This window comes from Jeotgalibaca caeni (assembly GCF_028863945.1).
Classification (GTDB): Bacteria; Bacillota; Bacilli; order Lactobacillales; family Aerococcaceae; genus Jeotgalibaca; species Jeotgalibaca caeni.
Map to the genome: position 1 here is coordinate 50,595 of NZ_JARBEA010000007.1, position 26,788 is coordinate 77,382.

Below are 26,788 nucleotides of genomic sequence, written 5' to 3' on the forward strand. Positions count from 1 at the left end.
ACGATTCAAGACACTTCTCATTCATTTGGGAAGTGTCTTTTTTTGTCGTGACTGAAAGCGTGAATGAATGTCATCTTACAAGCATTTGTTTGGCAAACTTAACGCCCGTGTTCTCCATCGCTCTTTCTGTCATATGCCCATAGGTATCAAGCGTTGTTTGGATGGAAGTGTGGCCGAGCCTTGACTGAATTTCCTTCGCGTTGGCTCCAGCTTCGACCAAAATGGATGCATGTGTATGGCGGAAACCATGAGTCGTGATTTCGGGAAGAGCGGGGTTCATACCCAACACTTTCTCGATGACGGTGTCTGTGTACTTGTGGTAAAGGGGAACATTCTGGACTTTCTTGTTGATACGATTAAAGACCCATTGTTTCTTGGAGTCTACTCGTATTCCCAACTCGAACAGTTCGAGAGATTGTTGTGTACGCCAATGCTTCAATACATTCATCGAATGTTCGTCCATGGAAATTGTTCGGATGGAGTTTTTGGTTTTGGGTGGGCTAATTTGAACTTTCCCGTCCAGATAAATCATGTTACGGCTCACTCGGATGAGTCCCTTTTCAAAGTCAATGTCAGACCACATGAGGGCCATCATTTCTCCTTTGCGTAATCCTGAGTAACTCAACGTGTGGAAAATAGCATAGTGTCTGTAAGAGAAGTTTTCCTTGAGCGTCTTTAGAAAGGCACTCAGCTCGTGTGTATTGTAGAAGTTCTCTGGCTTCCCGTTGAGCAACTCATCCTCTGTAGCTTGAATTCGTGGCATTTGAACAAACCGCATAGGATTGTCATTGCGATAGTTGGATTGCACCGCATAATCTAATACACGCTGGACGCAAGATTTCAATACCTTGAAGTTTCTGTAGAAAGTGCTCCATTCATTCACAGCTTCTTGACATTCTCTTAAGGTTATCGAAGTAATCTCCTTATTACCGAATCGGGGCAGGATATGTTTTTCGAATTGTTGTTCGGTACGGTCTACCGTTACGGGGCGCACCGTATTCTTGTAACCAATCCTCCAAGCTTCATATACCTTGGAAAAGGTAACCTTTTGCTTTTCTTGATATGTGCCTTTTCTCAGTGCGACTTTCAATGTTGCCAACGCAAGTTCCGCATCCTCCAAAGTTTCAAAACCTCTCTTTGTAACCATCTTTCTTTTACCTGATTCATCTTTTCCACAGTAGTGGGAGAACCAATACGTTGTTCTTCCTGTTTTTTTCTCAATATACTCTTTGATTGTTGTCATTTGTATGACCCCTCTTCTAATTGTAGTTGAATTCTAACCACGCCTTGTTTAGATTCACTTATATTAGGCAAGAGGATAATATATTATTCCTGTTAGAGGTTCGATGTGTGTCTAACCTCAATCTCTGTTTACCTCCTTTGAGATAATTATAAGCATTAATTCATAAGAGGTCGAACCATAGTCGAACATGATTAAAGAATAAATACACTTTCTCTGAATATAGTAAGAAAAATAGACAGGAGAGTGTGCATATGCAAAACTTTGGAGAATTGATGGAGAACTATATGGTTGAGATGGAGAATAGAATTAGAGAACAAATTTTACAAGAGATTTTGGTGAAAAGAGAAGACGAACAAAGAAGGGTATGGCTTAATAAGACTGAACTTGCAAGTTACATGGGTGTCTGCTTTAGGACATTAGATAAATTCATCAAAGAAAACCCAACTTTTCCTTCATCCAACATCGCAGGTGCAGTTCGCTTTAATTGCAATCGGGTAGATGAGTGGATGGAGATACATGATGAAGTGATAAAAAGTAGAAAATCTCGTAAAGCTGCATAATTTCAAACGTGAATACATAAAAAGCACATCATTCAGTGGTGTGCTTTTTTTTGCGTACTTCATTAAAAAGCCACAACTTTTGGCGACCATGCATAACATATGCATCAGCAATGCTATAGAGGAGCTCTTCTGAGCTTCAATCAAAAGGGGGTAAAGATATGCAACTGTACATGATGAAGGACAAAGAACGGCTTTACCGGAGTAAGGTTTTTCTGGGGAACAGTACGGAATAGTACATGTAACTGGCATTATATAAGGAAGTATCGAGAGAATATAGAGAGGCGAATCGGTGAATGCAGGATATAGATTTTCGGGTGTTTCTGATGACCGGGGGGAGTGCTCGTTGTGGGCATTGTCACGGCGGTTGCAGAAAAATTTGCAAAGAGACTCAGTGCCAGCACCACCGAGAGGGTGAAAGGGAAAGTGAAGTAGGCCGAGATTCCTGGTCATGGCAAAGAAGGAATGGGCTGGATAAAGGACCCGAAAAAAGGCCGCTTATAACAAGGTGTACAACAAGATGACTCGCACCATCTGGAAGGACTTGTTCAAGCTGTTCAAGTAGTGGAAGGCTCCATGTGCCGAAGCACGGTAAAACGGGGAACAGCGACATTTGGTTGAATGACCAGGTGGCGCTTGTTTGTTATTTTTGTGAAAAGACAAGTAAATACTCAAATCGATTGTGTTATAATAATGATAAATATTGTTTCATTAAATTTAATTCGTAATAGCAACACATGGTAAACAGAATGAATGAAACCTTACCGTTACTCATAGGAGGAGCTACTGTGCCGTCGAAAAATGAAAATGCTTTATCTGAAAGTTTGGAATTTGATGAAGATGACCTCATGGTTGCTGACTTGGAGGCCAGTTTAGAAGCGGAACTGGAAATACAGTTTTCCGACCTCGCCTTTTTTGAGGACGAAAGAGCTAAAATTGGCAATCCCGATAACCTTGGCGAAATTATTCTGGGCGAGGTTTGGACACAATTCGGGAATCAAATTGGCTTGGACCTGACAAACGAGACGTTGATTCAAGCCTACGACCGGGAAAATCCCGAAAAATACAACAAAGAAGTTGGGAACGCCATCATGAAAGACCCGAACTACACAAAAGCCTATGCGGAAATGAAACAGCAACACGAAAATGGGACGTTGACGGATGACTATACCGGAAAAAAACTGGGCGTCCAAGATAAACCGAACCTCGACCACGTTGTTTCAAGAAAAGAGCTGTATGAAAATGCCCGACGAAAGCAATCCAATATTGACACGAAGGATTTAGCCAATAGGGAAAAGAATCTGAGACCCACGAATGAATCGCTCAACAAGAGCAAAGGGGCTAAGACCAACCAGCAGTATGTCGTCGAACGTGCCCAAAGGGAAGAAGGGTTGCTAAAGCAAAATGAAGCCGCACATCGAAAAATCGATGAATCTCATGAAGCGCCGGTGGATAAGCGCCTTGCACATGAGAAAGCTGATAAGCGTCTGCAAGATAAGTTGGATGCCGATGACACCTTGATGCTGAAAAGAGATAAAGAAGCGCGCAAGGATATGAATAAAGTGATTGCTCCGGCTGCTGCGAAACGAACGGTCGAGAAAGCGGGGAAGGATGCCTTGAAAATGATGCTTGTGTCTGCATTGTTTGACCTCCTCAAAGCCGTCATGAACGGGTTGGTGCGGTTCTTCAAGGAAAAAGACAAGTCATTCAAACGGTTCTTAACCGAAATGAAGGCGTCCATCAAGTATTTCATAAGCCACATTTCCAACTTTGCCCGGACGGGTGCCTCTTCGGCCATCGGCACAGTCGTGAGTGAGATTTTTGGCCCAATCGTGAGTACATTCAAAAAATTGGCGAGTTTCATCAAGCAAGGTGCCTCAAGCTTGACGGAGGCGATTCACTATCTGAACGCCAAGGAAAACAAAAATAAGCCTTTGAGCATCAAGATTGCGCAAGTTGGCAAGATAGTCACGGCTGGATTGGCCGCGGGCGGTGCCATCGTTGGTGGAGAATTCATTGAGAAAGCCCTGCTCCATCTCCCAATCATGACGGTTAAAATACCCTTACTCGGAAGCATCGCCAACGTAACTGGCATGTTCTTGTCCAGCTTGCTTGCGGGCGTCATCGGAGCCACTGTCATCAACCTTATCGACCGTTATATCGCCAAACGGCAACAAAATGAAAATATGGATAACCAGATTGACAAAAAGAATGAGATATTGCAAACGCAGGATAAACTGATTGGTGTTAAAATCGAAAAAATGTCCATCACAAAAGAAAGTGCCGGTCAAGCCATGATAAGAAACCGTGAAGAAGCCAAAGGCATCATCAGTGAAGCAATGGCAACCATTTTCACCGAGGATGAGGATGAAGCGAGTAACCATGACCGGTTTGATACCATGGATGCCGATTTAGCTGATTTGCTGGAATAGGGAAAGGGGATAATTAAAAATGAAAAATCGTACCTTTTTAATTTTAGGGAGCCTGATGGTCGCTGGCGCTGTGGCTTATGGGGTCTATAAGCATCTCCAAAAGCGAAACAAGGTCCTGGACGTTACCAACTCGACGCCGGAAACCATCTATTCAAATACTGCCACGCCGGATGCTTCGGCAACTGCTCCCGAATTCCGTTTTGAAAAAGAGGCGGTTGTGGCATCGGTCCAGGAAAGGCATAACGAGGCAGTAGATACGATTGAAGAGTCTCTCAATACCATTTTTAATGGTGATGATGTTGTGAGCGAAAACGATGAAATCCTTGAAAAAATCGGGGACGGACTCGATGATTTGTTAAAGTGAGGGAACGCATATGAGTGAAGAAAGGGTTATAGTGGATACAAACGAGGTACCTACTCTTGAAATCGAAGAACATGATTTTCAGGATGCTATGAGTTCCATAAAAAAATATTCGGAGCAAACGAGAGAGGAGGTCGGGCTCAGTAAAGTTCCTTATGGCGGTGGTTTGTTCAACCTTGTCAATCACAAGGTTACTGGCAAGGAATTGAACCAAATTACATCCCAAATCCAAAATTACCTGATTCACCTCAATGAATTGGGCCAAGGCCTCGTAGAGGAGTTTGTGCAAGTGTATAAGGCGTTTGAATCTCTGGACAAGGATTACATTGCGGGGATTGTCACCTCTATCAAAGCAGCCGAGGCAGTCAGCAAGCGGGAACAGGAAGACCGCAAAGACATCAAAAGAATGATTGTACAACATGAACAATCTGTAAAAGTCCTTAGAAAGTTTAAAGAAGACATCGATAAGCTCAAACACCTGACCGATATTGATGAAGCTTGGAACATGTTGGAAAAGCAAACCGCCCTTTCGAACGAACTGAGTGCTTACATGAACCGATTGTCCAAATTAAAACATTTGGAAGACATCGATACCCTGTGGGGCAGAAATGAGAAACTCGATAAGGACATTGCGACTATCCAAAAAACGTTGGCATTCCATGATGAATCCCTTTCTGATTTCAATCAGGCACTTCAAAACGCAGAGGAAGCGCAACAGCAATTCATTGATAATACCAACCAGACGTTAACGGAATCCCGTGACGATTTCAAGGAACAAGTCAAAACATTTACTGACACGCAAACGGCCGCACTCGATGCCATCGCTTTGAAACAGACCGATTCATTTGATAAGCTTCGGGCTGAACAGACAGAAAAATTGACCGTTATCGAAAACCAGCAGAGCCAAAAGTTGGCTGACTGGACAGACAACCAATCTGCTGTTCTTGAACGAAACGCCAAGGAACAAGAAACAAGGCTGTCAAAAACCGAAAAAACGCTTGATGAAGAAAAAGCTACACTCAGTGAACAAGTCAGTATGCTAACCCAGAAAGTAAAAATCGCCAATTATGTGGCGGGTGGTGCTGCTGTACTGACAGTCATACAGCTGCTTTGGAACCTGTTGGGTGGGATGTAAAATGAAAGATAATATTTTTTATACGGAATTATTGGATTACGCCTCCAAGTTGGATGCCGTGACAAACGCGTATGGTGAGATTGTCAAAGCAGCGACAGTGATTGTTGAGGAACGGGATAATCCCGCCACGGTTCATCTCATCAGGTACACGTCCAAGATTATCAAATCCACCGAGGCATCGAAAGATTTAAAACGTCTTGCACATGCCTTGAAAGACAGCATTATCAAATTCCATGGGTACCATGCTATCCTCGATTCGCAAGATAAAGCATTCATCGAAGAGGATACCCGTTCACTGGAAGAACTACTCAATGAGTTGAACGCACTGGTCGGACTGGAGGGTGTTAAATCCAAGGTGAACGATTTGATTGCCTATCAAACAGTGCAGATGCTCCGAACCAAACAGGGGCTGCAGACACAGAAAGGGACGATGCACCTTGCCTTTACCGGGAATCCGGGCACCGGAAAGACCACCGTCGCAAGAATCGTTGGGCATATCTACAAACAGTTGGGGCTGTTGTCAAAAGGACATTTTGTCGAGGTATCCCGGACTGATTTGATTGCCGGCTATCAAGGCCAGACCGCACTCAAGGTGAAGAAAGTGATTGATGAAGCGAAGGGAGGCGTTCTCTTCATCGATGAAGCCTACAGCCTCACGGAGAACGACCATAGCGATTCGTACGGCAGGGAGTGCCTGACTGAACTGACAAAAGCCTTGGAAGATTACCGGGATGATTTGGTCGTGATTGTGGCTGGCTATACGGAACCAATGGCCCATTTCTTTGAGTCGAACCCCGGGTTGAAGTCACGGTTCAATACCTTCATCGAATTCCCGGATTATAGCGCCAATGAATTGCATGCGATGTTTATCGCGTCCTGCACGAACAACGACTACATGTTGGTGGAAGATGTTTCGTCTGACATTCTCGATTATTTGACCAAGCAAGTGGCGGACAAACCAGAACATTTCTCCAACGGACGGTTGGTCCGGAACCTTTATGACGATGTAACAATGAACCATGCACGACGCGTCGCAAAAATACTACACCCAAATCGGGAGGATTTATCTATTCTTACTTGCGAGGACTTGCGCGGAATTGGTCCGAAGGTTTCCGACGAAATAGAACAACAAATATATGTATCCCAATAATGGTAACGTCAGCCAAGAGGATGCCTATAAGCTGAAAGAAGACTGAAAAGAGGTTGTGAAAGACCTGTGGATACCATTCGAATAAGCAACAAAACAGACCGAGGACAGAGTCGAAGCTGCTGAAAAACTATCAATTCCAAAGAAAATGACCAATTAGATTGTTGACGTATCAACATTTCTAATTGGCCATTTTTATTATTATGCGACTTTTTCAGCAGCCTCGAATTCGGTTAGGGTACTATCTCGTACATAAAAAGGTATGCCGAAACATCCCTGATAATATGTTATTGAAAGGTACCTAAATAGCTTTTGACCCCGGGCAAACCATCTTCTTGATAACGTCGCAAAAATTCGGTTCCAATAACCCCACCATCAGCTCCGCCGGCAACGACTGCCTCCACATCATTGGGGCCTTTCAGTCCAAACCCAACAAATGTAGGAATATCCGAGTAGCGTTTAATTTGTTGAATCGTAGCTTTGTAGGCAGTTGGCAAAGACGTGAACGTGCCTGTTTTTCCTTCTCCGGAGATTACATACGCAAAACCTTTATTTACAAGCAATTTTGATTTCAACTCTTTTTCGGTTATGCCAGGTGGATATAGTAGCACGGGCTTTGGCGGCAAATCAGAGACCGGCGCATCCACACATAATATCCCATCATATAATTCCGATGCCAGGCTATCTAATCGCATGTTTCGGCGACCGGATTCATACGTCATCAAGATGATGGAAAAAGAGAACCGACTTTTGATGGTTCTTAATATCAGGATTAAATCTTCATGGGTGAAGCCTTCCGCCATCACAGTTGCCAAGGCGTCTTTTATGAGGGGCCCATCCATGTAGGCATCCGTTGTTGGGATGCCAAATTCCACAAAACCGACACCAGCTTCATCCAGAGCCTCTAAGAGCTGGAAAAAAGTGGTTTTATCGGGATAGTTGACGGGTAAGTAAAAAACGACATTATTCATTTGCTACACTCCAATCATTTGCAAGAACCAGCCTAAGATTGGTCCATAGAACGCATAGTCCGTTTCACTCAAGATACGCATGATAGGTGCATAGCTTCCTACCATACCCAAAAGGAATGCTTGGCCAAAGATAAGGATAAGCCCGTTGACGAATGAACCCAATAATGCTCCGCGACGCCCACCGTGTGCATTCCCCATGATTGCAGTCACCGCACCTGTGAAGAAAGTCGGTATGAGAGCTGGAAACACGACAATTGGGAAGTTAATTGCCCCAAGTACTACCATACCCACTAAGCCAGCGAAAAGACTCATCAAGAAACCAACTATAACGGACGTTGGGTAGTTTGGGAACAATAAAGGAATATCCAATCCTGGAATAGAGTTCGGGATAATTTTGTTTGCAATTCCGTGGAAAGCAGGGATGATTTCAGAAAGCATCATCCGAACACCTGTAATCACAACCGTAATCCAAACCCCGAATTCAACTCCGCGTAAGATGGAAAAGACAACAATGTCTTGCCCGTTGCTGACGTTCTCGCTGACCCAGCCTGGTCCTGCAAACAATCCCACAACAAGGAATAGCAAGGTCATTACCAAGGTTAGGGCGATGGTCATTTCACGTAAGAAATTAAATTGTTTTGGAATTTGTAGTTCTTCTAAATCATGCTCTTTATTCCCGAAGAAACGACCAATCCCTGCAGCAATCAACAAACCGACGGAACTGGAATGGGCAAGCGTAAAGCCTTCGCCACCCTTAACCGGCTTCATTAAAGGTGCGACATACGCACAAGAAAGGGTCATATACAGACCAAGAATGATAGAGCCTATAGCCACAAGTGGCACAAATGAAAGGGACGTATTAAATTTCAATAGTGCCGCAATTAATCCGGCGTAAAAGAACGAAACGTGTGCCGATAAATGCACATATTTGAAACGCGTAAATCGCGCCAATAATAGGTTTGTCATAAATCCAAAAGCAAAGATAAGGGCCATTTCACTCCCAATATCCACCAAACTTTCTGCTTGGGCGGCACCAATATCAGTCGAGAGCATTTCCATTCCGAAAATCCGTGAAAACATCGGTTGAAGGGGAAGCAGGGCCATCCCCAGCGTTTGTCCCCCGACATTAATCATCGTGAAGCCAATCATTGTCTTGATGGCACTTGGAAGTATCTGGTGCCATTTTTTCTTTTGGGCAATCATACCCACGATAACGACGAGACCAATTATGAAAACAGCTTGTCCAAGAATATTATTTATGAAATACATAAACCATGCCATGTTTGTTGCCTCCTTAGATTAGGTCCTTCGTATTTACAAGCAATTGTTCCCGCAAATACACTTTGTCCATCATGTTATCTATCCGAATGATGCGGGCACGTTGGGCACGCATCGCATCCGCAAAGTCGGATGTCGTGATAACCAAATCATAACTATCTGGATTAACGGAACCGATATCCGATGCTTCAACCTCTGCTTCAATGCCTTCTTCATCCAAAATTTGTTGGGAGAAAAGACGGAGCATCATGCTGCTTCCCACACCGGCTCCACAAACTGTTACTATTTTTAACATATTAAACGCCTCCTTTTATGATAGTCATTGCTTCTTCAGGCGATTGTGCCTGTAACAATTCATTCACTGTTGCTTCATTTGCTAATATCTCCACCAATTCGGATAAGGCTAATAGATGTGTTTGATGGTCTATTGCACACAGGCCGATAACCAATCGAACGGGGTCGTTTTTTGGGTGTCCGAATACGACTGGTTCTTTCAGTGTCACGATGGAAAGTCCTATGTCTAAAGCACCTTTTTCAGGCCGGGCATGCGGCATAGCGATTCCTGGTGCAATGACGATATACGTCCCGTTCTCCTCGACGTTCTCAATCATCGCATCCACATAACCCGGTTTGGCATGGCCATTCGCTACGAGAAGGTCGCCACTTGCACGAACGGCCTCATCCCGAGTATGGCATAGGACGTTTGTCCGGATTAATTCTTCTGTTAAAACTTCTAATAACATCGGTTGATACACTCCTTTCGAATGGGGTGCCGTGTGTTGTACACCGAAATAACGCGATAGTTCTTTTTCTAATTGACCGCTCTGGTTGACGGTGGCGTATTTTTTCACTAATCCCATGACCTCTTGGACGTCAACGCGTCGGGATAGTGATTCCACTCTTTCTTCTAACCGTTTCCGGTCGTTTATTGAAAGATAAGGCTGAACCTGAAGGACGGGATGTGTGTCACTTTGGAATGGAACGGTCGAGATGATAAAGTCTACCTCGTTTTCCGTTAGCCATTGATGTGCCCGGCGTTTCCCAAAAGCCCCTAATATGTGGAGATGATAGCTGGCTTCCAATTTACTTTGCAGGATAACCGATGTACTCAGTCCAGCGTTGCAAACCAGGATAACAGTTGGTAAACGCCGGGCTGCTTTACGATTCCGTTCCAAAGAAGAAGCAAAGAACAAGGTGAAGAAGGATGCTTCTTGGGATGTGAACGTCACCCCTAATTCATACTTGAAAGGAATAAGGGCATCTTCAACGGATTCCAGCAAATTGCCATGCTCAGAAACAACGTAATCATACAAGGGATTTTCAACCACTTCTTGCGCCGTTGCCCGTTGGTACGCGGGCCGTAGGTGATTCAATAAGCCCGTAAAAAGCTGGTCATCCTGTTGGAGTGCTGGCAGATTCATTTTGTCAGCCACACGTTTGATTAAACGTGATACAACTAAGGAGAAAGGGACCCATTTTTCCGATAAAAGAGCATCATAGCGAACCACTGAAGCCTCTGAGAATTTTTGAGCCAGATACAATATGTCTGAAGTTCCCAAAGGAACGCCCATCAGTTGTTCTAATGTGGCTCTTTTTTCCAAGAAAACCAGCTCTTCTTTCGTGTGTTGGGGTAAATAATCACCAGGCTCCATCGTTTTTTTCAGGGCCAACCGTTCTTTGACAACCCATACGTGATGGAGAAGTCGTTCAAATGAGTCCTCGCTGATTTCCACTCGGACATCTGTCATCAAGTCCAGTAAGAATCGTTCCGCCTTATTCAAAAAAACATCGTGTTGCGGGTCATCTTCCCGGAACAGCGTGTCTTCAGTGATAACGGACACCAAGAGGGCCCGTATCATTGTTTCATCCCCTTCAATCGAAAAGCCAATAAAAGGACGGGAGTGCAACGTGATGTTATTCAAGCTCAACTCTTCTCGAATGCTTTGCAGGTCGCGTAGCAGGGTATTTCGTGAGAGTTGAATCTCTTCAGCCAAGTTATCCAAACTAAATGGCTCAGGTATAGTTAACATCCGGCGTAGCAAGCGCAGTCGACGAATCCATGGGTTCGTTAGACTCAACTCTTCCACGTCCAAAAGTGAATGGAAGGCCACATCCAAAACAACGGGATAGTGGATAATGCCTTTTTGCAGTTCTAAAGATGGATGACCTGCATTTTTAAGTAATTCATTTAATTTTTTGATGTCCGAATACACTGTTCGTTCAGTCACTTCGAACGCGCGCGCCACGTCCGCGATTGCGACCTTTTGCTCTTCGGTACAACATTTCCAAAAGAGTGCTGATAATCTATTTTCCATTATGATTCCCCCTTTTGTTATCATAAGTATAGCGAATAGACTAAAACGCTACCAAACCCCATTTATTTCAAAAAAATGAAAAGAAGTGGGACCAGAGACTTTCCCTCAACTCTTTTTCATCAGACAATGTCCTTATTATAACAAAGTTCATCGCATCGAAATGTCACTATCGTATACCATTTGATAGGCGTGGATTGTTTATCGGTCCAACTATTTTAAGCGCAGATTTTTTTGTTTCATTGTGTATATAGTCTAAATAATGAATAATATAGGGAAAAGGAGTGTGCGGCCATGACTAAGTATTGGGAAACAAAAGTAATGAGAGACGGCGATGAGTTGTATTTGCCAATACCCGACGATTTGTTGGCAAACATTGGTATCGTGGAGGGAGATTATTTCTCTATCGAAAAAGGGAATAACGAAACCTATTTGCTTGTGAACGTCACCCCACCCACGACAGTCGAAAAAAAAGATAAAACGATGAAAATTAATAATGGACCGAATCTGAAATATACCAATGTATTTGTAATCCGGAAGGAATAGTCTCGTGGATAAAGATAAGAAAAATTGGACTGGCGATTAGTGAAACCAAAAAAAGGGAATATCAAGAAGTTTAATATAATTTGAATTAAACCCTATGAAACTCCATACAATTACTCAAAGGAGGTGATTGTATGGAGAGTTCCATTGACAAACAGGTTTTGGAGTTGATTGAAACCGCTGTGTCAGTTCAAATTGAGAAATACTATAGTGAGCTAATTATCCAGAATAAGAAGTATTTGAATAAGAAAGAAGCATGCCTTTACTTGGGTATATCATACGTGACAGCGGAAAAGTATATATTTAATGAGTTGCCTTACCTGAAGTTCGGAAAAACGATTAAGTACGATAGAGAAGATATAGACCGATGGGTAGACGACAACATGCTATTTGATATATAGAACCGCAAGCATGAGCATATATGGGTTTCAAGGAAGCTGCTGAAAAACTATCAATTCCAAAGAAAATGACCAATTAGATTGTTGACGTATCAACATTTCTAATTGGCCATTTTTACTATTATGCGACTTTTTCAGCAGCCTCGGTTTCATGCCGGTTGCATTTTTTTCTTGATTTTAAAAAATGGTATATAATGAATGAAAAGCTGAGAAAGAAGGATGCGAAATGCCGTCTGAAGAATTTTGGCGAACGGTTGCCTTAGCGTTTCAAACCGTAAAGTTGGACAATGATAAGAAGAAAGCAACCCAAAAGGTAAAAGATGAAGGTAGGGAAGTTGAAGAACAGGCGATGAGTTGGAAGGATGAGTATCCTTTCTTGGATAGTATTTCTGCCCGCCTGTTTGGCAAAAGGACTTCTACGGTGGTACATGTCTTGGGCTGCCGTTCGCATCCAAATATGCTTCTCCTTATCAGTTTGACACAGGGAGGTCCCAATTTAGCTTGGCCAGCTAACATACGAGTCTGGGTAGTTAAGGAAATGCCGGGACCACATCCAGGAATGGATGAAACCATTCAATTTCATCGTAGGAAAATGATGGAACTCGCAGAAGCAATTGACAATCGATATAGTGATAAAGGAGTGCCCCGTATAGAAGCATATCTATTGGAAAATGCCATCCCTGACCTCACCCATGACTGGACAAATCACTTGGAAAACTTATCTAAGGAGGTACGGAATCTTCCAAAAAGCGAGTATGCAAGGAGAGATGGGCAAGAAAGCAACAGTGAAAGTGAAATGACGAGAACAGAACTAAAAAGAAGCGCAGAAACCCAAAAGAGAAGGCTCTTTCGCTGAAAGAAGAAATAGTATTTCTGTGTCCTTTATGAAAAATGAATCATGTAATTACGAAGAGGACCACACTGGGAGGTCCTCTTTTGATTAACTAAGATTTCACCAACTCCGATAGACCTTGTTCCAGGTAAATGACAGCAATAAGAAGGCAAAGTAATTTTAGTGCCGCTACTTTGGATGCCTTCTCGATTGCCAATCCATGAAAAAGAAGGTTACGATTGAGGGGAGTGATATCTTCTTCCTTTTTGGGGAAATTCATAAAAATTTCATTTGTCATCTTTTCGATTCCGAGGAAACGATGTATATCGATGGCAGTAATATCAGCTTCCACGAAGTCTTCCATATAAGAACTCAACCCCGATTTACCAGTTTTTATTTTATCAAGCCGGATACCACTATCTAATTGTGCACGGGAAATTCTGCTTTCCAAGCGTTCCATTAATGCCAGACAAGCTAACGCGTAACGTTCGTGCTCGAAACAAAAAGCAATGTCTTGGTATCGCTCATTCTCATTACCGACTAATTGAGACAACTCTCCTATTAGGTCTACATCCTCCAAAAGTTCCAATGCAAGGTCTTCAGTTAAGCTATTACCTTCTTCGAATGATTTTCGAAAAGAGACTTCAGATTCTACCGTCAGCATCCAACCATGCTCCATCCAAGCGGCATAAGGTTGTCGCTTTTTTTTATAGGCTTCGAGAGCTGGTATCGATACTCGCGTCGCTTCCATTATGTTGGCTATGTAGTCTCGTTGCACTTTTGAAAATACGCCTTTCAGTGATTCCATCTGTCGTTCGATGTTCAACATAGTAGATTGCACGGGCTTTATAGCAGCAGTTACCAACTCGGAGTATTTCTTCATATTGATTTCAAATATTTCCATGTTTGCTGATTGAAGCATTTCGTGTCGTTGTTTCATCACCTCTGCTGCTGCCTTCCTAAGGGCATTCAACTGTTCTGCTTCGATTGGTGGCATTTCACGCATTGTTCTTAATGAGTACGATTCTGTTTCTTTGGATATATGTAATGGAATATTGATTGGCTTGGTCAATTTCTTTGCCTCCTTTCCTCTATTCTATCAGGATTGGATGTGCATTTCTATTGCAGCGCAGAGATGCTTCCAACATCGAGTTGTACTGGTGAGAACTCCTTTGAAGAGGCACGTTTGCTATTTGAATTTAGAAGCATCGCATTGCTGCAAATGATAAATGGACAACTTGTGTATATATAATCAAGAAGTTCCAACAAGTACATTCATTAGTTTTTCGTGAGCTGAATGTGCCTTTGTACAAGCGCGAATTGTGAATTGAACAGTTTGAATGAAGCATCATAATTTTTGAAGTGTGAGATTTGGTAGAGTCGTTTGCACTCGGCAAACGTCATGTACTGCTTGGTCGGTTTCCTGATGTCTCTCGAAGAAGAGTAAATTCGAAACCTCATAGGGTACAAATCAAGTCGCGCGTTCTTCATGATAGTTTTTGTTGTCATTGATGAGTAGTCGACCATAACAGAGTCTTCCCCATTTTCATCAATGACCAAATGAGTGAGATGAGAAGTAAGATACGCGGCTAATTTGTTCACTTGAACAATGCTTTGGGTATGCGCTGTACCGTTATCCCACCTCTCAGTAAGAATGGCTTTGATTTCAGGTGTAATTTCATCGTCACAACGAAGCATTACATGCATGTGCCAAGAGCCAGACATGTGCGGTTCACGAATAACAACATAGTCGAAAGAGTACTGAGCTTTGAAATAGTTGTTGATTCGCTTCATGTAGTTACGGAAATCTGTTGCCAATTCAAATGGATTCTGTACGGGCTCATTGTAGGTGAGTGTCAAAAAGAGTTCTTGATTTCCCCCAGAAAAGTTATTCAGAATAAGCCAGTTCAACTCCCGGCGAGTACGATAGAATGTCGATTCATTTTGTGTTCGCTCTGTATTTCGATTGTATTCCTTTACCTCGTTTGTATTGGGGTCAAGATAAGTTTCCTTGTCGATTCTTTTTACTTTTTCCGGTGACTGGACAGTCACCTGTTCTTTTCTCTGTATCACGGAGTCCTCTGGGTGCTTCGTGTATCGGATATCTACATTATTCTTAGTTGGTATTACTCGTACAAAGTCATTATCAAGAATTTCAATTCTGTTCAAATTTTCTTTCTTCAGCATGAACCATTCTCCTTTTCGGATTGATAGTTCAATATACTGTTTTGAATTTGGAAATATTCGGTAATGATGGTTGACCAGCCCGATTGGATTCGATTCATCATTCCCAAATAGAAACTTCATTGATATACTTAGTATTATAGGAATTTTGACATACGGAAGTGAGATTTAGTTCTACTACAGCTAATTTCACAAAAGGAGAAAAATAAATTGAACGAAAAAGACAGAGCACTACTCACAAGCGTCAATATTGGAGAAAAATCCCAATTAATCTGGAACATCGCAGATACACTGCGCGGTCTCTACAAACCACATGAATACGGCGAAGTGATTTTACCGATGACGGTCATCAAGCGGTTCCACGATACACTCTTGCCGACACGAGAAAAAGTATTGACAGAAGTCGAGAAACGAAAGAATCTGGAAGTCAAGGATGGCTTTTTAAGGAGGGCGTCTGGCTATACTTTCTATAATACAAGCCTCTATACGTTCGACAGTTTGTTAGCCGATGCAGATAACATCGAAACTAACTTCCGCGCTTATTTGAATGGTTTCTCAGAAAACGTGCAGGATGTCTTGGATAACTTTGAGATGGATACCCACATCACCAAGCTGGCGAAATCCGGTAAACTGTTCCAAGTGATTCAGGAATTCAACACTGCCAAAGGTTACATGGGTGCCGATACAATCAGTGCCACCGACATGGGGTACATCTTCGAGGATTTGGTGAAGCGTTTCTCAGAGAGCTATAACGAAGATGCCGGGGCTCACTTTACGAGTCGGGACATCATTTATTTGATGACGGATATTCTGTTGGAAAATGAGAAAGTTGAATTGGAAAGTGAAGGGGTTGTAAAATCCGTTTACGACCAAACCATGGGAACGAGTCAGATGTTGACCGCCATGGAAGAACGCCTGAAACTGTTGGACCGCGATGCCAATGTTTCCATGTACGGACAGGAGCTGAACGGGAAGACCTTTGCGATTGCCAAGGCAGATATGCTCATTCGCGGCGGGAACCCGGATAACATGCAACGGGGAAATACGTTGACCGAAGACAAATTCACAGGCTATACCTTCGACTATTGTATCTCCAACCCACCCTTCGGGATTGATTGGAAGGCGGATTACGCCAAAGTCAAAGCCGAGCATGACAAAGGGGCTAACGGCCGTTTTGAGCCAGGCTTGCCGGCAAAATCAGATGGGCAGCTGTTGTTCATGCTGAACGGGTTAAGCAAACTGAAAGACACAGGCCGCATGGCCATTATCCACAACGGGTCGGCATTATTCAGTGGGGCTGCCGGCAGCGGGCAAAGCGAAATCCGCCGCTATGTAATTGAAAACGACTGGTTGGAAGCTATTATTCAATTGCCAAACGACGTCTTCTACAACACGGGCATCACCACCTATATTTGGGTATTCGCCAAAACAAAAGACCCGCTCCGTCAAGGAAAAGTCCAGTTGATTGATGCATCCAACATGTACGAAAAACGCCGCAAATCCATCGGGACCAAGCGTGTGGACATCAGTGAAGCTTGTCGGGAAGTGATTGTCCAAGCCTATGGTGACTTTAGGAATAAGACGTATACTCAGGGCGATAATTTCGTGGAATCGAAAGTATTCGACAATGAAGACTTCGGCTTCTCCAAGGTTGTCGTGGAAACCCCGGAACGCGATGCAGACGGGAATGTTGTCTTGAAGAACAAGAAACCCGTAGCGGATACCACCTTGCGCGATACAGAGGACATTCCCTTGAAAGAAGACATTCAAGAATACTTTGAGCGCGAAGTGAAACCGTTCAACCCGGATGCCTGGATTGATGAGAAGAAAACGAAAGTCGGCTACGAGATTCCATTCACGCGTCTTTTCTATAAATATGTGGCACCCGAATCAACGGAGGTCATTGCCGAGGAAATCAAACGCCTGGAGGAAGAAATTGTTAAGAGCTTTGAGCAATTGAGTGGCAAGGAGGTCGAGGTCGATGGGTAGACCGATGAAGGATTCCGGTGTGGAGTGGATTGGGGAGATACCGGAGCAATGGGAAACTATAAAGGGGAAGTATCTCTATAGTGTTAAAAAAGGTAAACTCCCTAATCTTTATTCATCTAATATAAATGGTGATTATCTGCCTTATTTATCTATGGAGTATCAACGGTCAGGTGGAAACCCAAAAGAATACGCAAGTAAAAAAGATGGGTTAATGGTCAATGCTGGGGACATCACTGTACTATGGGATGGGTCAAATGCAGGAGAGTTCTTCAAATCAAGAGAAGGAATTCTTTCTTCCACGGTTGCTCTCATTAAAACAAATGCTTTGGTGGAATCGGACTACATGTATTTTTCTTTGAAGGCGTCAGAGGAAGACCTAAAGACCAAAAATACAGGAATGGGTATCCCACATGTGAATGGAAATGAACTTAAAAATAACTTCTACCCTATGCCACCTATTGAAAAACAAAAAGAGATAGTGAATAAACTAACGGAAAAAACTCTCCACATCGACAGCTTCATCGAAAAAACAAAAGCTTCAATTGACGCCTTCAAACGTTACAAGCAGGCGCTGATTACGGAGACCGTGACCAAGGGCTTGACCCCGGATGTGCCGATGAAGGACAGTGGGATTGAGTGGATTGGGATGATTCCAGAGTATTGGGAATCATTGAGGATAAAATATGCAAGCTACTTAAAAGGGAGAATCGGATGGCAAGGGCTAACTTCCGAGGAATACCAAGATGAAGGACCATATTTGATAACTGGTAAAGACTTCGACAAAGGAAGAGTAAACTGGGAGACATGTACACATATTACAGAAGAAAGATTTGACGAAGCTCCCGATATTCATGTGAAGAATGGCGATTTACTGATAACTAAAGATGGAACGATTGGGAAAGTGGCTCTTATATCTGATTTGGATGAAAAGGCATCTCTGAATAGTGGTGTACTACTTATAAGAAAGACTAAGTACTTTTATGATGAAAAATATTTGTATTATGTACTCCTTTCAGATGTATTTTGGAAATGGTTTAACTTAATCAAATCACCTAATAGTACAATTCTTCACTTATACCAAAATGATTTCAAGGACTTTTCTTACCCATTACCTAATATTAGCGAACAACAGCAAATCGTTGCTTTCCTCGATGAAAAGACCGCTCATATCGACAACCTGATTCAAAACAAGCAAGCGATGATTGAGAAGCTGGAGGCATACAAGAAGTCGTTGATTTACGAATACGTGACCGGGAAAAAGGAGGTGGAGTGATGGCGATTACCGATACACGTGAAATCCGCTTTGAGGCGGATATCGAAGCCTATCTGTTGGAAAATGGGGGCTATACCCCGGGTACCCAGTTGGGGTATGACAAGGATTTGGCCCTGAACGTGGAAACATTGGCCGCTTATCTCCAGGAAACGCAACCCGTCCAGTGGCGCAAGCATGTGCGCAATTATCCTGATGACCCTGTGAAGCAATTGGGTAAACGGGTCAACCAGATGATTGAGACCCATGGTTTATTGCATGTGTTACGCAATGAAGTGACCGACCGCGGCGTGCGGTTCAAGCTGGTCGGGTTCAAGCCCGAAACAACCCTTAACACCGAAGTCATTGCCCGCTACAAGGCAAATCGCATGGAAGTCATCCGTCAGTTTTCTTATGAATCCGAGCGGCATTATACGATTGATATGGTCCTGTCCCTCAATGGCATTCCGGTTGCGGCATTGGAACTGAAAAACCAGACAAAAGGCCAGAATGTGGACCATGCCAAAGCCCAATTCATGCGGCGCAACCATAAAGAGAAGTGCTTCCAGTTCAACCAACGTTTCCTTGCGTACTTTGCGGTGGACTTGAACGAGGCGTGGATGGCGACGAAACTGGCAGGCGACAAGACGTATTTTCTGCCGTTCAACCAAGGCTCAAACGGGGCCGGAGAAGTCGGACGCAAAGGCAATCCGCCGAATCCGGACGGTTACCCGACTGCTTACTTATGGGAAAACATCTTGAATGCGGATAGTTTGTTGGACATCCTGCAACGCTATTTGCACCTGAAGGTGGAAAGCAAGAAGAAGCAGACCTTGATTTTCCCGCGTTATCACCAGTGGGATTTGGTCACCAAGGTAATGAAAGATGTGAAGGAGAACGGGGTAGGCAAGAACTACCTGGCCCAGCATTCGACCGGGTCCGGGAAATCCTACAGCATCACCTGGCTGGCCTATCGCCTGTCCACCTTGCATGATGCGCTGGACAGGTCCATCTTTGATACCGTGATTATCGTGACCGACCGCCGGGTGTTGGACCAACAACTCCAGAAGGATATCACCAGTTTTGACCATACTGATGGTGTGGTTGTCTCTATCGATGAGAAGAAGACCTCGAAGGATTTGCGCGATGCCATCAATGATGGACGCCGGATTATCATCACCACCTTGCAAAAGTTCCCGGTCATCTACAAGGAAGTGGAAAATACAGCAGGCAAGAACTTTGCCATTATCGTGGATGAAGCCCATTCCTCCCAAACCGGCCAGAGCGCCCAGAAACTGAAAGCGGCGCTGGGGGACAAAACCGAGGCTTTGCGTCAGTTCGCCGAGATGGAAGAACGTGAAGAAGCGGAAATTGTGGACGGGGAAGACTTCATTGTGCAGGAAATGTTGGCACACGGGAAGCATCCAAACATGAGTTTCTTTGCATTCACAGCGACACCGAAGCCCCAAACATTGGAAATGTTCGGCACCCCGCGGGAAGATGGCGGGTTCAAACCGTTCCATGTTTATTCGATGCGCCAAGCCATTGATGAAAATTTCATTTTGGATGTGTTGGAGAACTACATGACCTACCAAACGAGTTATGCGATTGCCAAAGCAACCGAGGAAAACCCCGAAATACCGGTCACGCAAGGAGTGCAGGCCATTCGCCGCTTCCAGTCCTTGCATCCGCATAACTTGCGTCAAAAGACCATCATCATGGTGGAACAGTTCCGGGATGTCACTCGAAATAAAATCGGAGGGCAAGCCAAAGCCATGTTGGTCACTTCCAGCCGGTTACATGCGGTTCGTTATTACTATGAATTCAAAGAGTATATCAAGGAACAAGGCTATGGTGATTTGGACGTGTTGGTTGCCTTTACAGGTGTCGTTACCGACGATGAACGGGAATACCGGGAAGCAACCATTAATAAAACCAAGGATGGTCGACCAATCGCCGAACGCCAATTGCCCGAAGAATTCGATACGGACGACTTTAATATGCTGATTGTGGCGGAGAAATACCAAACCGGGTTTAATCAGCCAAAATTGCATACCCTCTTTATCGACAAGAAATTGAGAGGGGCAAAAGCTGTTCAAACCCTGTCACGGGTTAATCGCACCCATCCCGGTAAGAATGATACCTTCATACTGGACTTTGTGAATACTGCCGAAGAGATTCAGGATGCTTTCCGGCCTTACTTTGAGAAAACGGAAATCAGCGAAGCGGTGGATGTGAACCTCATTTATGATTTGCAGCAGCGCCTGCGTGCCAAACGCATCTACAACGATGCCGATATCGAGAAATTCATCGCCGTCTACTACAAAAAAGGCCGTCAGACCACAACCGATTTGGGTAAGATGACCAGTTTGTTTACACCGATTCTGGAACGTTATAGGGATTTGGATGAGGATGACCAATACCAATTCCGGGTAGGTACCCGCAAGTTTACCAAGCAATACGGATATCTGGCTCAAATCATCCGTTTGTTCGATGAGCCGCTTCATAAGGAATATGTTTTTGCCAAATATTTGGAAACATTATTGCCGAAAGTGGACAGAGGTACCGTTGATTTGGACGGGGTATTGCAATTGGAGTACTACAATTTGAAGGAAACTTTTAAAGGGGACCTATCTATTCGAGAAGATGACAGCCCTTATGTAATCACGCCACCAAAAATTGGTTCAGAACCAACAAAACCGGAAGAAGTGAATGAAACGCTGGATAATATCATCAAGGCTGTGAATCAGGAGTATCCGGGTGTTGTCACGGAAGAGAATAAAGTAATTCTTGGTGAACTGGCGGAAGTGATTGACGCAGGGAACAAACAACTCGAAATTTCCGCGAAGACAAACGACTTCAATATGTTTCTGGATAATTTCAACGGATTCTTTGAAGACATGACGATGGAGCAATACGACAAGACCATTGAAAGCCACGACAAGAAGATGAAGGCGTACGAGAAGATGTTCCAGGATAATGCCTTGTATCAAGCTATTAAAATGGTTTTGGCTAAAGAAACATACAAGAAGTACAGGAGCTAAGTGGTTGGAAAATATGCGAGTATAATTTAATTTACATGAATCAAAAAGTATGGGGTTGCGGAGGGATTGTCATTATGATGAAAGGTCTCACCAAAAATTACTTTCCATGACCGACTGCTTTTAAAAGATTGGATTATACCCTAAAAGATATCATTGTTGATTTGAAAATTTATCAATGTCATGGGAATTGGAGGGGGAAATTGAACTTATTTACGCGAAACTGTAAATGCAAAAAGGACGCGCCACCAAAATCTAAATATCACAGTTTAGCTCCTGGGGTATTAGATGACGAAAATTTGGAAAAGAATAAAGTGTATCTTGATGCCCTAAAAGAGGCATTATCCTTTCCGGAAAACAGAAATATTGCTATCATTGGGAATTACGGGTCTGGAAAGACAAGTATCATCCAAACGTTTATTAAAAAAAATGATACGTACACCTATCTAAACTTGTCGTTGGCTGCCTTTGTCGAGACAGAGGGAAATTTAGGCCCTACTGACGAGTCGGTAGATGCAGACAAATGGGAGCGCTTGGAGAACAGTCTGGTTAAACAAATGATTTACCGACAAAAGAAAAGCAAGATGCCGTATTCAAGTTTCAGACGTATCAGTAGCATTTCGAATCGAACATTCCTTTGGCATACCATTATGCTCGGGATATTCCTTGCTTCGTGGTTTTTAATGAACCAGTACGATGAGTTTAGCCATGAATTACTGGAATCATTAACCGGGATTAACGAACCCCGTTGGCTTCTGTTGGTCCCTTTAGGCGTAAGTGGAACATACTCTTTGTATTTCATTTTGCGATTACTGGCATCCACATTCAAGCTATCAAAATTAAGTTTCAGTTCTTTTTCAGTAGAACCAAGCCCAAATGACAATTCGTATTTCAGTAAATATTTGGATGAAATTCTCTATTTTTTTGAGACGAGTGGCGTCAATGTTGTCTTTATTGAAGATATCGACCGATTTAATTCGCTGGAAGTATTTGAACATTTGCGAGAATTGAATTACTTGATAAACAATTCACAGCAGATAAAAGGGCCCGTAAAATTTGTCTACGCTATCAAAGATAGTATTTTCGAAACAAAGAAAAGAGATAAGGCAGCAAAAGAAAGCCAGGAATATATTCGAACGAAGTTTTTTGATTTCATCTTGCCCATCATTCCCGTTATAGACTCCAATAATTCACGGGAGTTCCTTGTCCCCCAAATGGAAAAAATTCTTCGGGAGGAATTGGAAGAGAGGAGGAAATTAGAAAAGGAGAGGGAAAAACAAGAAAAAATTGGGGAAGCGAATGAAAAGAATAGCGATTCTGAACAGTTAGCTAAGGAAGCGGAGATGAAGCGCTTTTTAATCGACATATCCATCTACTTGGATGACTTACGGTTAATCAAAAATATTTGCAATGAGTTCCGAGTTTATAAAGCCAATTTGAGAGATGTTAATAATCTTGACGATAAGAAACTCTTTGCCATCATCGTCTACAAAAATATTATGCCAACCGATTTTGCAGAACTGCAATCAAACAAGGGAATTCTGCATGGTATTTTTCATGAAGAAAAAAACGAGCTGCTTTCTAAGCTGAATGAAGACCTAAAACAAGAAAAAGCAGAATTGGAAAGAAGATTATCAAGTTACGATGCGGATAACAAGTTGAAGGCAGAAATGGCAATTTCCGGTCTTATAGTTAAAACTGTCCCAACAAGCTATTTCTCTAAAGGATATGTAAAGGAGGCTGCTAATGGGAACACAGGTCCTTTGAAGCTCTTTCCAATAGATAATATTGTTATTCAGGACTTCACTAATCCAACAAATACAATAAAATACTATAATGGACAGACGTGGGTTCAATTCAAACGTGAGGACATCCAAAAATATTTGCAAATGGCAGGAGTAAAGGAAAACAGTTCCTTCGAATCGACACATGGTGATGAAGAAGGAAGAATAATTAAAGACCTGCAGCAAGTGAATAGTCAATTGGCACACCTGTGGACGGAACCAGTCAAATCACTACTTTCGTCCAATGAAGAATTCAGAGAGAAAATCACGGTAAAAGTTCCAGACTATGCATTGTTTCTTCTCTACTTAATTGGTGAAGGGTACATAGATGAACAGTATGGAAACTACATTTCTAATGTATATGAAAACACATTAAGTCGAAATGATTCAGCAATCATTAGAAAATTGAGAGCCGGCTCGAATCTAAAAGATGACGAAACACTTGAAAACTTCCCACTCTCAATACATGAGTTGTCTGAAAACGACTTTTATAAAACGGCAATTCTCCATAAAAATATCCTTGTCGGTCTCTTTAAAGACGTATTGCTTGATGAAGCCGAAGTAACAAGTAAAAGAAAGCTCATGGTTGAAACCTTCCAGGACAGATTAAGGAGTAGGGACAAGGTGCTTTTTCTTGAAACATTATTTCCAGAAACCTATGAAGATACTGCATTATTCTTTAAAATGATTGTGGAGAAGAACCAGACGCTGTTTAGCGAACTAAGTCCTTATTTTCCAAATGCAGTGAGTAAAAATGAATTTATTTTCAGAATCTTTTTCTCATGTGACATCGATTTGTTGAAATCATGCATGAAGAAAGACAGCTACGTTACCAGCCAAATCGAAAAAATACCGGGATTTATTAATGCATTACGCGAAAAACAAATGAGGTCAGTTGAATCGTTACAAGAGATTTTCATGGATAATCCCGTTAAGTTCCGTAATGCCGGAATTAGGGAAATGAGCCAAGAAGATGCTGATTACATCCTTGAAAACAGTATGTACGAAATAAATAAAGAGAATGCTATCGGTATCTTCCGTAAATACTCTGGATTAGATGAAGACATATTTTCTATCAGTGCTTTATTGAACTTAGACATTCCTGGATTAAGTAGGAATATCAACGAGAGCTTTGAGAAGTTCGTATCCATCTTAAGTGACATAGATGAGTTACACGAAGATAATGCGCTGATGGTTAAAATCATGAATCACGTCAACATAGATGAATCACTAAAAATGCATGTACTGAAAAATAATATAGAGCCTGTTTCCGACGTATCTGAAATAACGGATAAAGAGTTGCAGCGCTTGATTTTTGAAAATGGTAATTTCGACGCCTCACTGGATAACTTTATAACAAGTACGAACCATGGCGTTGAATATACAACCCCTTGTTTATTGGATGAAATTGTCGTCCAACGCTTAACAAACGAATTGACACATATCGACATTACAGATGATAAAAAAACTGCTGCTCATGCCTACATGCAGAAAGTGGTGAGCAATAAAGCGTTTGAAGTACAACCCATAAATTTATCATTCTTCTCGAAATATACAGATTATTCCGTTGCCAGCATGTCTTCGAAGACCTTTGAAATATTACTGGATAACAAATGCATTCCTGTTACACTTGCTAATATAAATCTATTAAGTAACGAACAAAAGATGCACTTAATTCATCAGGACGAACCTGAAGCATTCCGTTTAAAAGAAAGCATCTCGTTTTCTGATGAGGAAATTATAATTGGGTTGGAATTGTTCGAAGAGGATATGTTGCGCGTAGTCATTGACAAATCCTTCGTGGCGGAAAAATTCTCAATTGAGGAGTCCTTGCAAGTAGAATGGATTAAACAGGTCATCGAGAGCCAGATTTTGTTGTCTGCAAAACAGATAGCAATTATTTACAGACAGGAAAGTGTGTCAGATAAAGACGTCCTTCTTTCCCTCATGATACATGTGATAAAGGAAAAAATCCTACCGGCGACTGAAATTGAGAATTATTTACCTTATATAGATGCCACACTATCAGCCATCCATTATGGTGCTTACGGGACGAAAAAGTTAAATGTGAAGTTCTATCAGCTGTTAAAGGAACTTGAAAAAATTGAAAGAGTTACTTCCATTTCTAAATCCAACGGGCATGTGAGATTTAGCAACAAAAGGAAGTAGGCGGTTGGTTGGTCCTCTATGGCTGAATATGGAAATAGTGGAGCCTCCTCCTTAATTTGAGGTGGTTCCACTAAAACTATCCCTATCAATACTTAGCGTGGTTAGAATTCGTGTTATCTATTCATTTGTGACTGAATCTTAGAACAGTGTTAGTTGCATTGTGACTGAATCCATGACTGAATAATTCCATTCCAGTACCGAATTATCTAATAAAAGGGATTGATAATACTTACCAAATAGCCTATAATCAACCCCATGCAATTCAATACAGTGAAATATCTAAAAAACCAGGTTTGAAAAAAGCGCGTAAAGCTTCTCAATTCTCAAAACGTTAAAAACAGCTTCATATCAGTACCTTCAGACGTCTCGCAAATCATTTTGCGAAGCGTCTTTTTTTATGCTTTTTCGGAACCCCAGCATAGACTGGGGGTTCCAAAGAGCTTTCAGCGTAATACAAAAATAACCCTCTTTTATGTTAGAACAGCAGAAATATGGAAAATTGTTGTTTTATTTCCCTTGGTACCTTTTTCTTTGCCAAATTTGCCTAAGACTTTGCAAATTGTAATCTAAGAAGTTTTAAAATAAATTTTTTCCACTTGAAGGCATAAGTTACTGACTTAAAATCAGATAAGAAAAATAGTTATATCACTTCCATCACTGTTTTTTCTGAAATTATGTACTGTATTAATCTGAGTAGAGACATTGATTATAGGAATAAAAGTGGAATTATCCATATGCTTAAGGAATCGTTAAAAAGATGTAAAATGAAGCAAGACCTTAAATATCAAGATGAGTATTTAGTGGGTAGGATAATTAACATTCTTAAAATAGAAGAAAATATAGAATTGTTCAATTATCGTTATCAATATTATTTAAAAATAAAGAAATTTCATTACAGATTTGGCGGTAAAAACTAATCGAAATATTTAATGAAATGCGCTGAGCATTGATAAATCTTAAGGTGTTTTTTTATGTCCTGAATTATTCATACTCCTGAAATCTTCTTGAAAAATGTCTTTTTTAACTTTTAAGAATTCTGATTTTTTTGTATCACATTGATTTTATTAAATCGACCAGATATTTTGTGTTCACATCAGGCAACTTCGGGTTTGAGCCCTATTTTTGGGCGCAGGAACCCCTTGGGTTCCATCTGATTTTTTAAA

General features: G+C 42.1%; 19 protein-coding genes. 12 read left to right on the forward strand and 7 right to left on the reverse strand.

The window, feature by feature from the left end; all coding sequences use genetic code 11:
- Positions 1-70: 70 nt before the first annotated feature.
- Entirely contained in the window at positions 71-1,243 is a 1,173-nt protein-coding gene (locus tag PVE40_RS02750; RefSeq protein WP_274730341.1) for a site-specific integrase, read from the reverse strand.
- Positions 1,244-1,494: 251 nt separating this feature from the next.
- Here PVE40_RS02750 and PVE40_RS02755 point away from each other — a divergent pair, with 251 nt between their 5' ends.
- The 5 genes from PVE40_RS02755 to PVE40_RS02775 all read left to right on the forward strand — a co-directional run bounded on the left by PVE40_RS02755 (position 1,495) and on the right by PVE40_RS02775 (position 6,878).
- Entirely contained in the window at positions 1,495-1,803 is a 309-nt protein-coding gene (locus tag PVE40_RS02755; RefSeq protein WP_274730342.1) for a hypothetical protein, read from the forward strand.
- A 785-nt stretch (positions 1,804-2,588) separates the two neighbouring features.
- On the forward strand, positions 2,589-4,232 hold the full coding sequence (locus tag PVE40_RS02760; protein WP_274730343.1) for a hypothetical protein: 1,644 nt from the start codon (positions 2,589-2,591) through the stop codon (positions 4,230-4,232).
- 19 nt (positions 4,233-4,251) lie between these two features.
- Complete coding sequence (locus PVE40_RS02765) at positions 4,252-4,596, forward strand: hypothetical protein (RefSeq protein ID WP_274730344.1); 345 nt, start codon at positions 4,252-4,254, stop codon at positions 4,594-4,596.
- A 10-nt stretch (positions 4,597-4,606) separates the two neighbouring features.
- On the forward strand, positions 4,607-5,728 hold the full coding sequence (locus PVE40_RS02770; protein ID WP_274730345.1) for a coiled-coil domain-containing protein: 1,122 nt from the start codon (positions 4,607-4,609) through the stop codon (positions 5,726-5,728).
- A 1-nt stretch (position 5,729) separates the two neighbouring features.
- Positions 5,730-6,878: an AAA family ATPase gene (locus PVE40_RS02775; RefSeq protein WP_274730346.1), complete on the forward strand. Its 1,149-nt coding sequence runs from the start codon at positions 5,730-5,732 to the stop codon at positions 6,876-6,878.
- A 284-nt stretch (positions 6,879-7,162) separates the two neighbouring features.
- Here PVE40_RS02775 and PVE40_RS02780 read toward each other — a convergent pair whose 3' ends face one another.
- Genes PVE40_RS02780 through PVE40_RS02795 form a run of 4 tightly spaced genes read right to left on the reverse strand, consistent with a single transcriptional unit; the run spans position 7,163 to position 11,439 of the window.
- On the reverse strand, positions 7,163-7,846 hold the full coding sequence (locus PVE40_RS02780; RefSeq protein WP_274730347.1) for a tryptophan synthase subunit alpha: 684 nt from the start codon (positions 7,844-7,846) through the stop codon (positions 7,163-7,165).
- A 3-nt stretch (positions 7,847-7,849) separates the two neighbouring features.
- A complete protein-coding gene (locus PVE40_RS02785) occupies positions 7,850-9,127 on the reverse strand; it encodes a PTS ascorbate transporter subunit IIC (RefSeq protein ID WP_274730348.1) in 1,278 nt (425 codons plus the stop codon).
- Between the two features lie 13 nt (positions 9,128-9,140).
- Positions 9,141-9,419: a PTS sugar transporter subunit IIB gene (locus tag PVE40_RS02790; protein WP_274730349.1), complete on the reverse strand. Its 279-nt coding sequence runs from the start codon at positions 9,417-9,419 to the stop codon at positions 9,141-9,143.
- 1 nt (position 9,420) lies between these two features.
- Positions 9,421-11,439 (reverse strand): BglG family transcription antiterminator, encoded by a 2,019-nt coding sequence (locus PVE40_RS02795; RefSeq protein WP_274730350.1) that lies wholly within the window; start codon positions 11,437-11,439, stop codon positions 9,421-9,423.
- Positions 11,440-11,730: 291 nt separating this feature from the next.
- Here PVE40_RS02795 and PVE40_RS02800 point away from each other — a divergent pair, with 291 nt between their 5' ends.
- From PVE40_RS02800 to PVE40_RS02810, 3 genes are all read left to right on the forward strand, one after another.
- Complete coding sequence (locus PVE40_RS02800) at positions 11,731-11,982, forward strand: hypothetical protein (protein ID WP_274730351.1); 252 nt, start codon at positions 11,731-11,733, stop codon at positions 11,980-11,982.
- Positions 11,983-12,113: 131 nt separating this feature from the next.
- A complete protein-coding gene (locus PVE40_RS02805) occupies positions 12,114-12,380 on the forward strand; it encodes a helix-turn-helix domain-containing protein (RefSeq protein ID WP_274730352.1) in 267 nt (88 codons plus the stop codon).
- A gap of 223 nt (positions 12,381-12,603) precedes the next feature.
- The gene (locus tag PVE40_RS02810) at positions 12,604-13,233 is read left to right on the forward strand and encodes a hypothetical protein (RefSeq protein ID WP_274730353.1); all 630 of its coding nucleotides are present in this window, start codon (positions 12,604-12,606) and stop codon (positions 13,231-13,233) included.
- Positions 13,234-13,321: 88 nt separating this feature from the next.
- Here PVE40_RS02810 and PVE40_RS02815 read toward each other — a convergent pair whose 3' ends face one another.
- Positions 13,322-14,281, reverse strand: coding sequence for a hypothetical protein (locus PVE40_RS02815; protein WP_274730354.1), 960 nt, complete (start codon positions 14,279-14,281; stop codon positions 13,322-13,324).
- Between the two features lie 206 nt (positions 14,282-14,487).
- Positions 14,488-15,396: a rolling circle replication-associated protein gene (locus PVE40_RS02820; protein WP_274730355.1), complete on the reverse strand. Its 909-nt coding sequence runs from the start codon at positions 15,394-15,396 to the stop codon at positions 14,488-14,490.
- Between the two features lie 207 nt (positions 15,397-15,603).
- Between PVE40_RS02820 and PVE40_RS02825 the strand changes: the two genes are divergently transcribed.
- The 4 genes from PVE40_RS02825 to PVE40_RS02840 all read left to right on the forward strand — a co-directional run bounded on the left by PVE40_RS02825 (position 15,604) and on the right by PVE40_RS02840 (position 25,625).
- Positions 15,604-17,382, forward strand: coding sequence for a type I restriction-modification system subunit M (locus tag PVE40_RS02825; RefSeq protein WP_274730356.1), 1,779 nt, complete (start codon positions 15,604-15,606; stop codon positions 17,380-17,382).
- Complete coding sequence (locus PVE40_RS02830; RefSeq protein ID WP_274730357.1) at positions 17,375-18,655, forward strand: restriction endonuclease subunit S; 1,281 nt, start codon at positions 17,375-17,377, stop codon at positions 18,653-18,655. Before PVE40_RS02825 ends, PVE40_RS02830 begins: the two co-directional genes overlap by 8 nt.
- Positions 18,655-21,675 (forward strand): type I restriction endonuclease subunit R, encoded by a 3,021-nt coding sequence (locus PVE40_RS02835; RefSeq protein WP_274730358.1) that lies wholly within the window; start codon positions 18,655-18,657, stop codon positions 21,673-21,675. The genes PVE40_RS02830 and PVE40_RS02835 overlap by 1 nt, the downstream gene beginning before the upstream one ends.
- 296 nt (positions 21,676-21,971) lie before the next feature.
- A complete protein-coding gene (locus PVE40_RS02840; protein WP_274730359.1) occupies positions 21,972-25,625 on the forward strand; it encodes a YobI family P-loop NTPase in 3,654 nt (1,217 codons plus the stop codon).
- The last annotated feature ends 1,163 nt before the right edge of the window (positions 25,626-26,788 follow it).

Excerpts from the sequence above, each read along its gene's own strand:
- PVE40_RS02750 (WP_274730341.1), bottom strand. The coding sequence starts at position 1,243 with ATGACAACAATCAAAGAGTATATTGAGAAAAAAACAGGAAGAACAACG.
- PVE40_RS02755 (WP_274730342.1), top strand. The coding sequence starts at position 1,495 with ATGCAAAACTTTGGAGAATTGATGGAGAACTATATGGTTGAGATGGAG.
- PVE40_RS02765 (WP_274730344.1), top strand. The coding sequence starts at position 4,252 with ATGAAAAATCGTACCTTTTTAATTTTAGGGAGCCTGATGGTCGCTGGC.
- PVE40_RS02770 (WP_274730345.1), top strand. The coding sequence starts at position 4,607 with ATGAGTGAAGAAAGGGTTATAGTGGATACAAACGAGGTACCTACTCTT.
- PVE40_RS02775 (WP_274730346.1), top strand. The coding sequence starts at position 5,730 with ATGAAAGATAATATTTTTTATACGGAATTATTGGATTACGCCTCCAAG.
- PVE40_RS02780 (WP_274730347.1), bottom strand. The coding sequence starts at position 7,846 with ATGAATAATGTCGTTTTTTACTTACCCGTCAACTATCCCGATAAAACC.
- PVE40_RS02785 (WP_274730348.1), bottom strand. The coding sequence starts at position 9,127 with ATGGCATGGTTTATGTATTTCATAAATAATATTCTTGGACAAGCTGTT.
- PVE40_RS02790 (WP_274730349.1), bottom strand. The coding sequence starts at position 9,419 with ATGTTAAAAATAGTAACAGTTTGTGGAGCCGGTGTGGGAAGCAGCATG.
- PVE40_RS02795 (WP_274730350.1), bottom strand. The coding sequence starts at position 11,439 with ATGGAAAATAGATTATCAGCACTCTTTTGGAAATGTTGTACCGAAGAG.
- PVE40_RS02800 (WP_274730351.1), top strand. The coding sequence starts at position 11,731 with ATGACTAAGTATTGGGAAACAAAAGTAATGAGAGACGGCGATGAGTTG.
- PVE40_RS02805 (WP_274730352.1), top strand. The coding sequence starts at position 12,114 with ATGGAGAGTTCCATTGACAAACAGGTTTTGGAGTTGATTGAAACCGCT.
- PVE40_RS02810 (WP_274730353.1), top strand. The coding sequence starts at position 12,604 with ATGCCGTCTGAAGAATTTTGGCGAACGGTTGCCTTAGCGTTTCAAACC.
- PVE40_RS02820 (WP_274730355.1), bottom strand. The coding sequence starts at position 15,396 with ATGCTGAAGAAAGAAAATTTGAACAGAATTGAAATTCTTGATAATGAC.
- PVE40_RS02830 (WP_274730357.1), top strand. The coding sequence starts at position 17,375 with ATGGGTAGACCGATGAAGGATTCCGGTGTGGAGTGGATTGGGGAGATA.
- PVE40_RS02835 (WP_274730358.1), top strand. The coding sequence starts at position 18,655 with ATGGCGATTACCGATACACGTGAAATCCGCTTTGAGGCGGATATCGAA.